We start from the raw sequence: 14060 nt of genomic DNA, 5'->3' as shown, positions 1-14060 counted from the left end.
GCCGTTCGCGGTGATCCCGAGGTTTAGCGTCCTGCTCCAGACGGCGGTGGCCCGCCCTCACCCCCCTCGTGCGGGCCGCCGCCGGTCCCCCCGCCGGACGGAAGGAAGTGACGGCCGCCGTGGCCACGCACCGAAAGCCCAAGCAGCACCCTCTCGTCGGCGGCACCGCCCGTACCGCGGCCACGCTCGCCCTGGCGGGCGCGGCCACCGCCACCGCGCTCGAGGGCACCGGCCACGCGGCCCCCGCGCCCACCCCCGCCCAGGCCAGGGCCCAGGTGGCCCGGTACTACCAGCAGGCCGAGGTCGCCACCGAGCGGTACAACGGGGTGAAGGAGCGCTCGGACAGCGCCCGCTCGGTGCTCGCCGGGCTCCAGGACGAGGCCGCCCGCAAGACCGAGCGCCTCAACGCCGCCCGCAACGCCCTCGGCTCCTTCGCCGCCGCCCAGTACCGGGACGGCTCGATGCCCACCAGCATGCGGCTGCTGCTGTCCACCCGCCCGGAGCACTTCCTGGAGAACGCCTCGCTCGCCGACCGCGCGGGCCAGGGGCAGGCCGCCGCGATCTCCCGGGTCCGCCGGGAGCTGCTGGACGTCCAGCGGGTGCGGACGACGGCGGAGGCGCGGCTCGCGGAGATCCGGCGCGAGGAGAGCGCGCTCGCCGCCCACAAGCGCACCATCGAGGCCAAGCTGGACCGGGCCCGGCAGCTGCTGAGCGAGCTGCCCGCCGAGGAGGCCACCGCGATCCGTACGGGAGACACCGGCGCGGGGGTGGCGCGGGCGGCGGACACCGCGAAGGCGTCCGTCGCGTCCGGGTCGGAGGCGGTCGGCGAGGTGGCCCGCGCGGTGTCGGGGCGGGCGGCGCGGGCGGTGGCCTTCGCGTACTCCGCGCTCGGCAAGCCGTACGAGTGGGGGGCGACCGGCCCGTCGTCCTTCGACTGCTCGGGGCTCACCCAGGCCGCGTGGCAGGCGGCGGGGGTGTCCCTGCCGCGCACCACCTACACCCAGATCAACGCCGGGCGGCGGGTCTCCCGGGACCGGCTCGCCCCGGGGGACCTGGTGTTCTTCTACTCCGGGATCAGCCACGTCGGCCTCTACGTCGGCGACGGCAAGATGATCCACGCCCCCCACCCGGGGGCCCCGGTGCGGGTCGCGCCGGTCGACGAGATGCCGTTCGCGGGGGCGACCCGCCCGGCGTGAGCCTATGGGCAGGGGCTTACGGGGTCCGCCGGGCGTACCGGGCCGGCGGGCGTACGGGCTTAGTGGGCCACCTGCTTCGTCAGCCACTTGAAGACGTCCGGGACCTGGCGCTTCCAGACGGCCGTGCCGTGGCCGCCCGCGCCCGGCGGGATCAGGACGGTCTGGACGGTCGTCGGCGGCTTGGCCGCCTGCTTGAGCGCCTGGCCGCCCTGGTAGCCGTCGGTCTCGGCACCGGAGACGAAGAGCGCCACCTTGGGCGGGGTCGCGGCGTGCTCGAGCATCTTCAGCGGGTTGTTGGCGTCGCGGAGTTCCGGGGTCTTCGCGGTGAGCGCGCCGGGCTCGCCGGCGGGGTCGTTGTAGCCAGACAGGCTCACGCCCGCGCGGTAGCGGTCGGGGTGCGCGACGGCCAGTCTGGCGGCGCAGTGGGCGCCCGCCGAGTAGCCGGCGACGGCCCAGCCGTCGGCCCGGTCGTCGGCGCGGAAGGTGTCGGTGACCATCTTGCGGACGTCGACGCTCAGCCAGGTGTCGGCGTTGACCTTGCCGGGGATGTTGGCGCAGCCGGTGTCGGTGTCGCCGAGGAGGGTGGTGCGCGGCGCCACGATAATGAAGGGGGCCACCTCGCCCCGCTGCATCATGGGCTTGAGCTGGGTGTTCACCTCAAGGGTGCCGAACCATGCCTTCGCCGAGCCGGGGAAGCCGGGCAGCACCTCGACCACGGGGAACTTCTTGTCCTTGTACGCGGGGTCGTCGTACTGCGGGGGCAGCCAGACGTAGACCTCGCCCTCCACGCCCGATATGTGGCCCTTGAGCTGGGTCTCCAGGACCCCGGGGCCCATGCGCTTGTCGGCGGTGGGCTTGAACTTGGCGACCGTCTTCGGCCCCTGGTCGGGGGTCTTGCCGCCGGTGCCGTCCGGGCCGAGGTCGGCGGCGGCCTTGACGTGGTTGCCGGTGCCGAGGAGGTCGGCCCAGGTGTCGAAGAGGCCGTTGGCGTTGTTGACGATCACGAAGACCATCACGATCGCCGTGGCCTGCGCGAACAGCAGCATGAGGACGCGCGTCGCGTGCCGGACGAGCCGGGGCCCGCCTATTCGGCCCCAGAGGCCGAGCGGCAGCCCGAGGGCCACCACGACCAGGGCGATCGTGATCAGGAGGAAGGGGGTCCCCGTCAGGCTCATCGGATCATCGTGCTCTCGTTTCCCGGTGCTGTTCCTGTCGCCTGTGACTAGATGGCGAGGAACTCCGGGAGGTTCCGCCGATGACCGCCCGACGGGCGAGCGTCACACCAGGCGGCGCGCCGTCGCCCAGCGTGTCAGCTCGTGCCGGTTGGACAGCTGGAGCTTGCGCAGCACCGCCGAGACATGCGATTCCACCGTCTTCACGGAGATGAAGAGCTGCTTGGCGATCTCCTTGTAGGCGTAGCCGCGCGCGATCAGCCGGAGCACCTCGCGCTCGCGCTGGGTCAGCCGGTCGAGGTCCTCGTCGACGGGCGGGGCGTCCGTGGAGGCGAAAGCGTCGAGGACGAAGCCGGCCAGGCGGGGCGAGAAGACCGCGTCGCCGTCCTTGATCCGGAAGATGGCGTCGACCAGATCGCCACCGGTGATCGTCTTGGTGACGTAGCCGCGGGCGCCGCCCCGGATGACACCGATGACGTCCTCGGCGGCGTCGGAGACGGACAGCGCGAGGAAGCGGACCGCGGACTCCTGCCCGCCCATCAGCGAGGCGCAGCGGCGCAGCACCTCGACCCCGCCGCCGCCGGGCAGGTGGACGTCGAGCAGCACCACCTCGGGGCGGGTCGCGGTGATCACCGTGACCGCCTGGTCGACGTCGGCCGCCTCGCCGACGACCTCGACGCCCGTACGGTCCGTGGCCCCGATCTCGGCCTGCACGCCCGTCCGGAACATCCGGTGGTCGTCGACCAGCACGACCCGGACGTGGCGCTCGGCCGTCTCCCCTGCCGTCTGCTCGGTCGTCATGCGTTCTCCGCCCTCTCCATCTCCAGCTCCCATTCCGTCCCCCCGCCGGGCGCGGGTCGCACGCGTGCGGTGCCGCCGTTGCGCTGCATCCGGCCGATGATGGACTCCCGGACGCCCATCCGGTCCTCCGGGACCGCGTCCAGGTCGAACCCGGGCCCCCGGTCGCGCACCGAGATGAAGACCGTACGCCCCTCGACCTCGGCGTACACCTGCACGGCTCCGCCTTCGCCACCGTACTTGGCCGCGTTGACCATGGCCTCACGGGCCGCCTGGAGCTGGGCATCGAGCCGGTCGTCGAGGGGACAGTCGCCGACCACGACGACCTCGATGGGCACCCCGTGGTGATCCTCGACGCGGGCGGCGGTGCTCCGGACGGCTTCGCCGAGGGTGCTGGGCTCCTCGGCCTCCTCCTTGCCGCGGCCCTCGGGGTCGTAGAGCCAGTTGCGCAGCTCGCGCTCCTGGGCGCGGGCGAGCCGGGCGACCTCGCGGGAGTCCTCGGCGTTGCGCTGGATCAGGGTGAGCGTGTGGAGGACGGAGTCGTGGACGTGGGCGGCGACCTCGGCGCGCTCCTGGGCCCGGATGCGCATGGTCCGCTCGGCGGAGAGGTCCTGGGCCATCCGGACGACCGAGGGCCCTGCCAGCAGCGCGATGCCGACCACCATGGCGAGCGACGCCTGGAGCACCGTCCCCAGGTGCTCGACGGAGCCCTGGAGGACGACGACGCCGGTGGCGCCGACGCCCACCAGCACCACGCCCGCGCCCGCCCGCGCGAGGGGCAGGACGCGCTTGCGGCGGCCGACCTCCACCCAGTGGGCACGACGGGCGTTGTCGGCCTGGCGCCAGACGAGGGCGACGCCCGCGCAGATCAGCACGAGCGGCACGAGGTAGGCGTTGGCGCGGCCGAGGTTGAGGCGGTCGAGGAAGACGAACGCGCTGACGACGAGCGCGACGAGAGCGGCGGCCTGCCCCCGGTCCGGCTTGCGGGCGAGCAGGCGGCGGCGCCCGTCGGCGGAGACGGTGACCTCCGCGAACGGCCGGCGCGGGCCGTCGACCCCGCCGACGCCCAGCGGCACGACGAACCAGAACACCGCGTAGAGCAGCGCGCCCATGCCCTGGGCCGTCATCAGCGCCACGAACACCAGCCGCACCCAGGACACGGGCACGCCCAGATGCCCCGCGAGCCCGCGCGCCACGCCGCCGAGCATCCGCCCTTCGTCGCTGCGGTAGAGCTTGCGCAGGGGCGGGCCGTCGGGGTGCGGAGCGGTGGTCATGCACTGATCGTCACACGGGCGGCCGCGCGCGGACATCAGGGTCGACCCTGACCGGACCCGGGGAATGCCCTGGGTGGCGGGAGGGGTGACGGCGGGTCAGCCCTGGTCAGGGCCGTTCGCCCGTGCGGAAGCCGTCGCGGACCACGTCGAACACGGGCCGGTGGCGCTCCCAGTCGGCCTTCGGGGCGGACAGGTAGATGGCGTACTCGGCGCCGCCCTCGCGGCCGAAGCCCAGGTCGACGGCCTGGAAGTCCCGGGCCCGGCCGGACCAGGTGAACTCCCAGATCGCCGCGGGCTCGTCACGGAAGGTCGTCTCCTGGAGCCGGCCCCGGTGGTAGTTCCGGATCTCCGGGGACGCCTTGAGCTGCTGCTCGACGTCCTTCCAGTGCTGGACGTGGTCGCGGCCCGCGAAGTCCAGGACGTTGATCTTGAGGCCGACGAGCCCGGTCCGGTCGATGTAGTCGACCTCGCGGGAGGACTTCTCCTGCCGGGTCCAGCCGTCGGGGACGGGGAAGGAGACGCCGAGCTGCTTCTCCTCGACCAGGTGGTAGCCCTTGGGGAGGGGCGGGTAGGTCGGCGGCGGCTTCGGCGCGGGGGTGGTGGAGCTGTGCACCGGGGCCGGGGTCGGGGTGGTGTCCGGCCGCTCGGCGCGGGCCTCCTCGCCGTCGTCCCGGGTGAGGAGGTAGGCGCCGGCCACGACGGCGCCCGCGACGACGGTCGCGGCGGCCGCCCACCACCACCGGGCCACCCGACGACGGGCCTTGGCGGGCGCGGCAGACGGAGCGGGTGGGGCGGATGGGGTGGGCGAGGGCGCGACGGTGGTCGCGGGGACGGTCTCCCCGGTCGCGGGGACGGCCGTCGGGGCAGTCGTCGTGGCGTCGGGCGCGGGGGTGGGGGTGGGGGTGGGAGCGGGTGGGGCCGGGCGGGGCTCCGGGGGTGTGGTGAGTCCCTGGGGCGTCCGGTGGGCCGCCGTGGCGGCCTCGGCCGCCGGCTCCCGGAGGATCTGCTCGACCAGTTCGGCCGGGGGCCGCAGGGCCGGGTCCTTGGCCAGCAGCGTCTCTATCAGCTTGGTCAGCGGCCCCGCCTGCCGCGGTGGCGCCAGCGGGTCCATGGCGATGGCGTACGCCGTCTCGACGGCGGTGTCCCGCCGGAACGGCGGCCGGCCCTCCAGGGCCTGATAGAGCGTGGCGCCGAGCGCCCACAGATCGGAGGCCGGTCCCGGCTTGCCACCCTTGACGCGCTCGGGGGCGATGTAGTCGATCGAGCCGACCATCTCGCCGGTCTTGGTGAGGGTCGAGGTACCCGTGGACTGGGCGATGCCGAAGTCGGTGAGGACGACCCGCCCGTCGTGCCCGAGAAGGACGTTGCCGGGCTTCACGTCGCGGTGCAGCACCCCGGCCGCGTGCGCGGCGCGCAGCGCGGCGGTCATGCCGCGCCCGATGCGCGCGGTCTCCTCGGGGCCGATCGGGCCGCGCTTGAGGACGTCGCCGAGCGTCGTGGACGGCACGTACTCCATCACGATGCAGGGCAGACCGTCGTCCTCGACCACGTCGTGGACGACGACCACATTGGGGTGGGCGATCCGGGCCGCGCTGCGCGCCTCGCGCCGGGTGCGCTCGTAGAGGGTGGCGAGCTCGTCCTCCTCCAGGCCGGGATTGACGTGCAGCCGCTTCACCGCGACCTGACGGGCGAGCAACTCGTCCTCGGCGCGCCAGACGGTGCCCATGCCGCCCCGGCCTATCCGCTCGGCCAGGCGATACCGGCCGGCGACCAGCCGACCCGCCTCAGGCGCTGCACCGTGCACCGCGCGACCTCCGGTTCCCCCGTCGTATGTTCGATGCGCCACCCTAACCGGATCGATCTCAGGGGCGATCTCAGGGAACGTCCAGGGTCGGCACGGGTGCCGTACATACATTCCGGTTGACACCATGTCCCCATGACCGACGCGCCACCCACCCCCGAGCCCGCCACACCGCCGCTGCGGCGCAGCCGTGAGCACAAGCTGATCGCCGGGGTCTGCGGTGGTCTAGGGCGCTTCTTCGACATGGATCCCGTCATCTTCCGGGTGGCCCTCGGGGTCCTGGGCGTCACCGGCGGCCTCGGCCTGATCGTCTACGGCTTCGCCTGGCTGCTGATCCCGCTGGAGGGCGAGGACGACAACGAAGCGCGCCGGATGCTCTCCGGGCGTGTCGAGGGCCCGGCGCTGACCGCCGTGCTGTGCGCGCTGGTGGGCTCCGGCCTCTTCCTCTCCATGCTCAACAACAGTGGCGTGATGTCCTTCGCGCTGATGCTCATCGTCGCCCTGAGCGGCGCCGCGTACTGGTCGCAGCACCGCCGGCTGGCCGAGGCCGGGCCGGAGGACGCGGCGATGGCGGAGGGCACGGCCGCCGGCTCGGCGCGCCCCCACAAGGCGCACAAGGCCATGGAGGCCCCGCCGGAGACCCAGGCCCCCCCGGCACCGGGCGCGCCCTCCTGGTGGCGCGACTCCATCCGTGACCCCGCCTCGGGCGCCCCCGGCACGGGCTACCTCTGGGGCCCGGACGACGACGTCCAGGACACGGCGGTCCCCCTCCGGGACCGCGTCACCAAGTGGGCCCACGGCTGGGCCGGAACAGTCACCGGCCCCGGCCCCTACTCGGGGGCCGCCCCGACCCACGGCGCCCGCCCCACCGCGGCCTACGAGCGCCCCACCGGGCCGACGCCCAGCGCCGGACCCGAGACCGCGTCCGGGGCAGGGGCCGGGACGGGGTCCGGGTCGGGGGCCGGTCAGGCTCCGTGGCTGGGCGGCTGGACGTTCCTGCTGGCCCTGGCCGCCCTCGGCCTCGGCACGGGCCTGACGTGGCATCACCGCCCGCTGGGCACCTCCCTGGAGTTCGGCCTGGCCGGTGCCCTGGTCGTCTTCGGCCTGGGCATCGCGATCAGCTCCCGGTACGGCCGCACGGGCGGCGGCACGGTCGTCGCGGCCGTGCTCACCGGCGCCCTGCTGGCCGGCGCCGCCGCGCTGCCGAAGTCCGTGACCCCCGACTGGTCCCGGACGACCTGGCGCCCGGCGAGCCAGGCCGAGATCCGCGAGCACTACGAACTCGGCACCGGCCTCGGCGTGCTCGACCTGACCGGCGTGCCCTGGTCCACGTCCGGGTCCACGTCCGGCGCCGCCGCGCCGTCCCTTGTGCGCGCGGAGGTCGGGGCGGGCAAGCTCCAGGTCGTCCTGCCGCAGGACGTCACGGCGGAGCTGAACATCCAGGTCGGCGTCGGCGACGTCCAGCTCCCGGGCGAAGGCTCCCGGGACGTCGACGTCCAGCCCGGCGGCCACCGCCGGACCACGCTGTCCCCCGTCGCCGGGCACCCCTCGCACGGCACCCTGCGTCTCGAGCTCAAGGCCGGCATCGGCCAGGTGGAGGTGGTCCGTGGCACGGCATGACTTCGAACCGGGCAGGTTGGTCATCGGCCTGGTGCTGCTGGGCGGCGGCCTGGCCTATCTGGCGGCGGCCGACGGCCGGTGGCACATCCCCTCCTATCTGCTGCTGCCCGTCCTGGTGGGCGGGTTCTGCCTGGCGGGCCTGGTCTCCTCCCTCACCTTCTCCGCACGCCGCCGCCGGGCGCGCCTCACCGACCGCGACGGGCGACCTGAGCGACTCGGCTGAGCGGCACCCCGCCCCGGGCACGCCCCCTCCGCCGGCCGGCCAGCGCCGCGTCCGCCGAGAGCAGGGGCGCGCCCGCGAGTATCAGCGGCAGCCAGGCCATCAGATAGACGAGGTCGTTGCCGTAGTAGTAGGGCGTGGCGGCCCAGCTGACGGTCAGCCAGAGGCTGAGCGATATCAGGGCGCCTCCGGCGGCCGCGAGCCGCGCGAAGAGCCCGAGGAGCGTGCCGAGGCCCACCGCGAGCTCGCCGAACGCGATCGCGTAGCCGAAACCGACAGGGCTCTTCAGCGCGAGATCCACCAGCCCCGGGAGCGCGGCCGTGTCGCGCACCGACTCCATCAGGGCACCGATGGAGCCCTGCCCGCCGCTCGCCAGGAAGGCGGGGTCGGTGAGCTTGTCGAGGCCCGCGTAGACGAAGGTGATCCCGAGGAAGAGGCGCAGCGGGAGCAGCGCGTAACGCCCCATGTCCTCCCGCGCCCTGTGTGACATGCCGCCGGCCATCGCCGCCCTCACCTTCGCTCTCGCCGCCCCGACCGCTTTCCGACCGCCTCCCGACCGTCGTACTCCGACCATACGTACGGAACACGAAACGCGTTCAGCCCTGTGGATAACCCCCGCCGGTGGCCGACGGAGTTGTCCACAGGGCTTGCGCACCATGGGGATGATGAGGTCAGGCTCCGGAGCGGACGCCCAGCGCGCTGCCCTCCAGCCACTGCTCCCAGGTCAGGTTCCAGTCGCCGTAGCCGTTGCCGAAGAGGTCCATGGGCTTGGGCTTGGTGCTGCCGGTGACCTGGACGACGTCGCCCTTGAGGGTCAGCTCGTACAGCCACTTGGCGTCGGTGGTGGACATGCCGATACAGCCGTGGCTGACGTTCTCCTTGCCGAAGGACTCGGCGTTGTCGGGCGCCGCGTGGACGTACTCGCCGCTGATCGTCTCGCGCATGCTGTAGTCGTACGAGCCGTAGAAGCCGTCGGGGTGGTTGCGCGGGATGCCGATGGAGAGCGAGTCCATGACGACGCGGCCCTCCTTGGCGAGGATGGTCTTGACGCCCTCGCGGGTGCCGAAGCCCTTGGACTCGTCGCCACCGCTGACCGAGATGACGCGCAGGGTCTTGCCGTTGCGGACGACGGTCATCTTGTGGGTCTTGAGGTCCACGGTGTTGACCATCGAGTCACCGATGGTGAAGGAGATCGTCCGGTCCCGGTCGGCCGCGGTGCCCTCGGCGAGCTTCACGCCCGCGAGCCGCGCGTCGAGGGTGACCTTGGTGCCGGCGGGCCAGTACTTCTCGGGACGGAAGTGGACGCGCGTGTCGCCCTTGGACTCGTTCCAGTGCCAGGCGCCGGGGACCTGCGGGGAGGTGGAGACCTTCAGCCGTCCCTCGATGCCGGCGCGCAGCTCCTTGGCGACCTTCTGCTGCTTGAAGACGATCGCGACGGGCTGGCCCACGCCGACCTTCTCGCCGTTGGCGGGTGCGATCTCGGGTCGTACGACCTTGGCGGCGCCCTTGAGCAGCGCGGCCTCCGGGGCGGGCTGCTCCGTGACGGGCGCGGGGCTCGAGGGGGTGGCAGCGGACGAGGCCGGCGCGGAGGACTTCGCGGGCCGCTCCTCGGCCTCGGCGCCACCGCCGCACGCCGTGGCGGCCAGCCCGGTCAGGGCGACGACGGCGGACAGCCCGACGGCACGGGTGAGGCGGCGCATGGTTCTCCTACCGGTTGACTCTGTTCGATCGGTTGAACCGGCTCGATCGGTTCGATCGGTCCGATGGCATGACAGAGCCGAGGCGAGGGCGCCTCGGCTTCCGGCCATCGTAAACAAGGTAAAAGGACCGCAAAAACGCCCGAAAGAACGAGCCACCCCCGCCGCTCGGCGGGGGTGGTCGGGGTGGCCGACCAGCCGGACACCTCGTGGGGGTCAGTCCAGCAGCTCCGGCTCACTGCGGGTGATCTGCTGGTACAGCGGCTGGTAGTTGATCCACGCCACCAGGTCGTTGCCGAGCTGGTCACGGGTGTGCTCGGCGCTCTTCGGGTCGATGAGCACGGGTTTCCCGGCGGCCTTCGCCGCCAGCTGCACCTGGCAGGACCGTTCCATCGTGATGAACCACCACGCGGCCGCGTCCACCGAGTCGCCGACGGTCAGCAGTCCGTGATTGCGGAGGATCATCGCCTTGTGCGGCCCGAGGGCGGAGGCGATGCGGCGTCCCTCCTCCTCGTCCACCACGACGCCCGTGTAGTCGTCGAAGAGCGCGTGGTCCTGGTAGAACGCGCAGACGTCCTGGGTGATCGGCTCCAGCAGCTCCCCCAGCGTGGACAGCGCGCGCCCGTAGGTGGAGTGGCTGTGCGCCGCCGCGACGACGTCGGGCCGGGCGCGGTGGATCTGCGAGTGGATCGCGAAGGCCGCCTGGTTGACGTGGTGGCGGCCCTGGACGACCTGGCCCTTGTGGTTCACCAGGATCAGATCGCCGACGGTGATGTGCTTGAACGACATGCCGAACGGATTGACCCAGAAGTGATCGGTGAACTCCGGGTCCCGCGCGGTGATGTGCCCCGCGACGCCCTCCTCGAACCCGAACCGCCCGAAGAGACGGAGCGCGGCGGCCAGCCGTTCCTTGCGGTACCGCCGCTCGTCCTCGACGGAGGCGTGCTTGGGGGGCATGGCGAAGTGGAGCTGGTCGGTGGGTACGGGCTCGGGGGGCGATGCGCTGGCGCCGGCCTCGGGCATGGTGCGGCCTCCTCCGTGATCCATGGCTGGTGGCAGGGAAGCTACCGCCGGGTACGGGAGGAGGCCAGGGTTTGAGCGACAGCCCGCGCTAGAACTGGTCGATCTCCGTCAGGTCGATGTCGATGTCGAACGGGACGGTGAGCTTGAGGGCGTCCCGGTAGATGCCCGTGGGCACGTATGCGCGGGCCTCCTTGTCGAGCTCGAAGACGTGGACGACCGGCAGCTCACCGGCCATCTCGACTCGCCAGAAGTGCGGGATGCCCGCAGCCGCGTACTTGTGCGGCTTGGTGTCACGATCGCGAGACTCGGAGCTCGGGGAAACCACCTCGACGGCCAACAACACGTCCCTGGACTGGTACCAGGTCTGGTTCCCACTCCGCACCGCCGCAGCCCGGAGAACGGACACGTCTGGCTCTGGCCCGTTGCGATTGTCGATCACCACCACCATTTCGCGACGGACCTTGAACTCGGGCGGCACAGTACGTCGCAGCCCGCTCGCGAGCAGATCGATCACGGTGCTGTGAAATGCTCGCTGCGGACTCACGAAAACCAAGCTCCCGTCGATCAACTCCGTGTGCGGCGGGAGGTCGGGCAGCGTCAGCAGGTCGTCCACGGTGTACCCGTCCTGCGGCGGCACCGGCCAGTGGTGCACGGGCTCAGCGGTCATGGTTCCTCCCATGGACGGGATTCTCGGCCGTACGGCCAGCGTACCCACCCCAAACACCGCTGCCGCCGCCCAAACGAATGAGCGACGGCACCGGCGTGCGACCGGATCAAGCGCGCCGCGCCCCCGGTCCGTTCGCGTAGCCGTGGGCGACGACGCGGTCCGCCATCTGCGCGAAGGACGACGGGTCCGTCGGCGATGAAGCCCCCAGGCCGTCCACCTAGCGGTTGTACATGCAGAACGCGGCGGCGATCAGCACCGTGTCGTGGATCTCCACGTCCGTGGCCCCCGCCTTGCGCGCGGCCGCCACGGACTCCTCGGTGACCTCCTTGCCGCCCTCGCGGACAAGACCGGCGATGGTGAGCAACGCGCCGATCTTCTCCGGGAAACCGGAGAAGTCGTGGTCGTCCAGGACGCGGCGGACGGCCGGCATGCCGCCCGCCAGTTCGCGGGCGGCGACCTCGGAGTGGCCGCCCGTGCAGAAGGCGCAGCCGTTGCCGTGCGAGACATAGGAGGCGATCAGTTCGCGCTCGCCCCGGGAGAGCGGGCCGGGGGCGCGGAGCAGGGCGTCGGCCAGGTCGTTCAGCGGGCCGGCGGTCTCCGGGCGGAACCGCATCAGGCCGATGATTCCAGGCGCGTCGTTCCCCACCTCTATGTGCGGCACAACGTCTCCTCTCATTGGCATGGGTTCACAGCTCACTGGCATGGGTTCACAGCATTCCGCACCACGAGCAGGTCGCATAGACAGGGAAACGGCCGTGCCGCCCGCTCCACACGAGGCGGAGGGGCGGCACGGCCGTTTGTCATCGCTGGGGAATTACTCCCACTCGATCGTGCCCGGCGGCTTGCTGGTCACGTCCAGCACCACGCGGTTGACGTCGCGCACCTCGTTCGTGATGCGGGTGGAGATCCGCGCCAGCACGTCGTACGGCATGCGCGTCCAGTCCGCCGTCATGGCGTCCTCGGACGAGACCGGGCGCAGCACGATCGGGTGGCCGTACGTGCGGCCGTCGCCCTGCACGCCCACGCTGCGGACGTCGGCGAGCAGCACGACCGGGCACTGCCAGATCTCGGCGTCCAGGCCGGCGGCGGTGAGCTCCTCGCGGGCGATGGCGTCGGCCTCGCGCAGCAGGTCCAGGCGCTCCTGGGTGACCTCGCCGACGATGCGGATGCCGAGGCCCGGGCCCGGGAAGGGCTGGCGCTGGACGATCTCGGCGGGCAGGCCGAGCTCCTGGCCGACCATGCGGACCTCGTCCTTGAAGAGCTGGCGGAGCGGCTCGACGAGCTCGAACTCCAGGTCCTCGGGGAGGCCGCCCACGTTGTGGTGGGACTTGATGTTGGCGGTGCCGGTGCCGCCGCCGGACTCGACGATGTCCGGGTAGAGCGTGCCCTGGACGAGGAACGCGACGTCCTCGCCGTCGGCCGCGCCCTCGGCGACGATCTCGGCCTGCGCCTGCTCGAAGACGCGGATGAACTCCCGGCCGATGATCTTCCGCTTGGTCTCCGGGTCGGAGACACCGGCGAGCGCGCCGAGGAATCGCTCCTGCGCGTCGACGACCTTCAGCTGGACGCCCGTGGCGGCCACGAAGTCCTTCTCGACCTGCTCGGTCTCGCCCTTGCGCATCAGGCCGTGGTCGACGTAGACGCAGGTCAGCTGGGAGCCGATGGCCTTCTGCACCAGGGCGGCGGCCACGGCGGAGTCCACGCCGCCGGACAGGCCGCAGATCGCGCGCTTGGTGCCGACCTGCGCGCGGATGGCCTCGACCTGCTCCTCGATCACGTTGCCCGTGGTCCAGGACGGCTCGATGCCGGCGCCGCGGTAGAGGAAGTGCTCCAGGACCAGCTGGCCGTGCGTGGAGTGCATCACCTCGGGGTGGTACTGCACGCCGTAGAGCTTCTTCTCGTCGTTCTCGAAGGCGGCGACCGGCACCAGGTCCGTGGAGGCGGTGACGGCGAAGCCCTCGGGCGCGGCCGAGCAGGCGTCGCCGTGCGACATCCACACGGACTGCTCGGCGGGGGTGCCCTCGAAGAGCGTGGAGCCGGTCTTGCCGACGTGCAGCGCGGTGCGGCCGTACTCACGGGCACCGTTGTTGTCGACCGTGCCGCCCAGCGTCGTGGCCATCAGCTGGAAGCCGTAGCACATGCCGAAGACGGGGACACCGGCCTGGAAGAGGGCGAGGGCGTCGTCGAGGCGCGGAGCGCCTTCCTCGTACACGGAGGAGGGGCCGCCGGAGAGGATGATCGCCTTGGGGTTCTTGGCGAGCATCTCCGCGACGGGCATCGTGCTGGGGACGATCTCGCTGTAGACCCGGGCCTCACGCACGCGGCGGGCGATGAGCTGGGCGTACTGTGCGCCGAAGTCGACAACGAGCACCGGTTCCGCGGTGTTGTCGTGGACGGCGGCGGGGGGTGCTGCTGACACGGGAGCGGCCTTCCGGCGGTCGGGAGGGGGTCTGTATTTGTCGATTCTACCGGGGAGCGGGGGGTTCCTTTTGTCTCACCATCCGAATACCGGACCGGCCCGCGTTGGCCACGGCGTCGTTCCCGGGCCATACTGGGCGCCATGCGCAAGCACCTGACCTTCGTCTTTACCTA

General features: G+C 72.3%; 13 protein-coding genes. 3 read left to right on the top strand and 10 right to left on the bottom strand.

What is annotated here, in order from left to right; all coding sequences use genetic code 11:
• Nucleotides 1-119: 119 nt before the first annotated feature.
• Entirely contained in the window at nucleotides 120-1196 is a 1077-nt protein-coding gene (locus ACX9I7_RS07085; protein WP_387575267.1) for a C40 family peptidase, read from the top strand.
• Nucleotides 1197-1255: 59 nt separating this feature from the next.
• On the opposite strand, the gene ACX9I7_RS07080 is transcribed toward ACX9I7_RS07085, so the two are convergent.
• From ACX9I7_RS07080 to ACX9I7_RS07065, 4 genes are all read right to left on the bottom strand, one after another.
• On the bottom strand, nucleotides 1256-2371 hold the full coding sequence (locus ACX9I7_RS07080; RefSeq protein WP_459386810.1) for an alpha/beta hydrolase: 1116 nt from the start codon (nucleotides 2369-2371) through the stop codon (nucleotides 1256-1258).
• 102 nt (nucleotides 2372-2473) lie between these two features.
• Nucleotides 2474-3169 carry a LuxR C-terminal-related transcriptional regulator gene (locus ACX9I7_RS07075; protein ID WP_387575270.1) on the bottom strand — a complete coding sequence of 232 codons (696 nt, stop codon included), beginning with the start codon at nucleotides 3167-3169 and terminating at the stop codon, nucleotides 2474-2476.
• Nucleotides 3166-4440 (bottom strand): PspC domain-containing protein, encoded by a 1275-nt coding sequence (locus tag ACX9I7_RS07070; RefSeq protein WP_387575272.1) that lies wholly within the window; start codon nucleotides 4438-4440, stop codon nucleotides 3166-3168. Before ACX9I7_RS07070 ends, ACX9I7_RS07075 begins: the two co-directional genes overlap by 4 nt.
• A gap of 106 nt (nucleotides 4441-4546) precedes the next feature.
• Complete coding sequence (locus ACX9I7_RS07065; RefSeq protein WP_387575274.1) at nucleotides 4547-6244, bottom strand: serine/threonine-protein kinase; 1698 nt, start codon at nucleotides 6242-6244, stop codon at nucleotides 4547-4549.
• A gap of 132 nt (nucleotides 6245-6376) precedes the next feature.
• Between ACX9I7_RS07065 and ACX9I7_RS07060 the strand changes: the two genes are divergently transcribed.
• Together ACX9I7_RS07060 and ACX9I7_RS07055 are read left to right on the top strand one after the other, a co-directional pair.
• Entirely contained in the window at nucleotides 6377-7861 is a 1485-nt protein-coding gene (locus ACX9I7_RS07060) for a PspC domain-containing protein (RefSeq protein ID WP_459386809.1), read from the top strand.
• Nucleotides 7848-8084, top strand: coding sequence for a hypothetical protein (locus tag ACX9I7_RS07055; RefSeq protein ID WP_387575280.1), 237 nt, complete (start codon nucleotides 7848-7850; stop codon nucleotides 8082-8084). The genes ACX9I7_RS07060 and ACX9I7_RS07055 overlap by 14 nt, the downstream gene beginning before the upstream one ends.
• Here the strand turns inward: ACX9I7_RS07055 and ACX9I7_RS07050 are convergent.
• The 6 genes from ACX9I7_RS07050 to guaA all read right to left on the bottom strand — a co-directional run bounded on the left by ACX9I7_RS07050 (nucleotide 8047) and on the right by guaA (nucleotide 13887).
• A complete protein-coding gene (locus ACX9I7_RS07050) occupies nucleotides 8047-8571 on the bottom strand; it encodes a DoxX family membrane protein (RefSeq protein WP_387575283.1) in 525 nt (174 codons plus the stop codon). The two genes, ACX9I7_RS07055 and ACX9I7_RS07050, sit on opposite strands and share 38 nt — an antisense overlap.
• Nucleotides 8572-8752: 181 nt before the next feature.
• Nucleotides 8753-9781: a L,D-transpeptidase gene (locus tag ACX9I7_RS07045; protein WP_459386808.1), complete on the bottom strand. Its 1029-nt coding sequence runs from the start codon at nucleotides 9779-9781 to the stop codon at nucleotides 8753-8755.
• A 213-nt stretch (nucleotides 9782-9994) separates the two neighbouring features.
• Complete coding sequence (locus ACX9I7_RS07040) at nucleotides 9995-10801, bottom strand: class II aldolase/adducin family protein (RefSeq protein WP_459386807.1); 807 nt, start codon at nucleotides 10799-10801, stop codon at nucleotides 9995-9997.
• Nucleotides 10802-10889: 88 nt separating this feature from the next.
• Nucleotides 10890-11468, bottom strand: a complete 579-nt coding sequence (locus ACX9I7_RS07035; RefSeq protein WP_459386806.1) for a Uma2 family endonuclease — start codon at nucleotides 11466-11468, stop codon at nucleotides 10890-10892.
• A 217-nt stretch (nucleotides 11469-11685) separates the two neighbouring features.
• Nucleotides 11686-12129, bottom strand: coding sequence for a carboxymuconolactone decarboxylase family protein (locus ACX9I7_RS07030; protein ID WP_459386805.1), 444 nt, complete (start codon nucleotides 12127-12129; stop codon nucleotides 11686-11688).
• A gap of 153 nt (nucleotides 12130-12282) precedes the next feature.
• On the bottom strand, nucleotides 12283-13887 hold the full coding sequence (gene guaA, locus ACX9I7_RS07025; RefSeq protein WP_387575297.1) for a glutamine-hydrolyzing GMP synthase: 1605 nt from the start codon (nucleotides 13885-13887) through the stop codon (nucleotides 12283-12285).
• Nucleotides 13888-14060 lie beyond the last annotated feature (173 nt).

Source organism: Streptomyces sp. L500 (assembly GCF_054551825.1).
The sequence above is the reverse complement of the archived record's forward strand: the minus strand, read 5'-3'. Positions and strand labels throughout refer to the sequence as shown.

Coding starts and splice junctions, on each gene's coding strand:
- ACX9I7_RS07060 (WP_459386809.1), top strand. CDS start 6,377: ATGACCGACGCGCCACCCACCCCCGAGCCCGCCACACCGCCGCTGCGG.
- ACX9I7_RS07075 (WP_387575270.1), bottom strand. CDS start 3,169: ATGACGACCGAGCAGACGGCAGGGGAGACGGCCGAGCGCCACGTCCGG.
- ACX9I7_RS07040 (WP_459386807.1), bottom strand. CDS start 10,801: ATGCCCGAGGCCGGCGCCAGCGCATCGCCCCCCGAGCCCGTACCCACC.
- ACX9I7_RS07035 (WP_459386806.1), bottom strand. CDS start 11,468: ATGACCGCTGAGCCCGTGCACCACTGGCCGGTGCCGCCGCAGGACGGG.
- ACX9I7_RS07045 (WP_459386808.1), bottom strand. CDS start 9,781: ATGCGCCGCCTCACCCGTGCCGTCGGGCTGTCCGCCGTCGTCGCCCTG.
- ACX9I7_RS07080 (WP_459386810.1), bottom strand. CDS start 2,371: ATGAGCCTGACGGGGACCCCCTTCCTCCTGATCACGATCGCCCTGGTC.
- ACX9I7_RS07050 (WP_387575283.1), bottom strand. CDS start 8,571: ATGTCACACAGGGCGCGGGAGGACATGGGGCGTTACGCGCTGCTCCCG.
- ACX9I7_RS07070 (WP_387575272.1), bottom strand. CDS start 4,440: ATGACCACCGCTCCGCACCCCGACGGCCCGCCCCTGCGCAAGCTCTAC.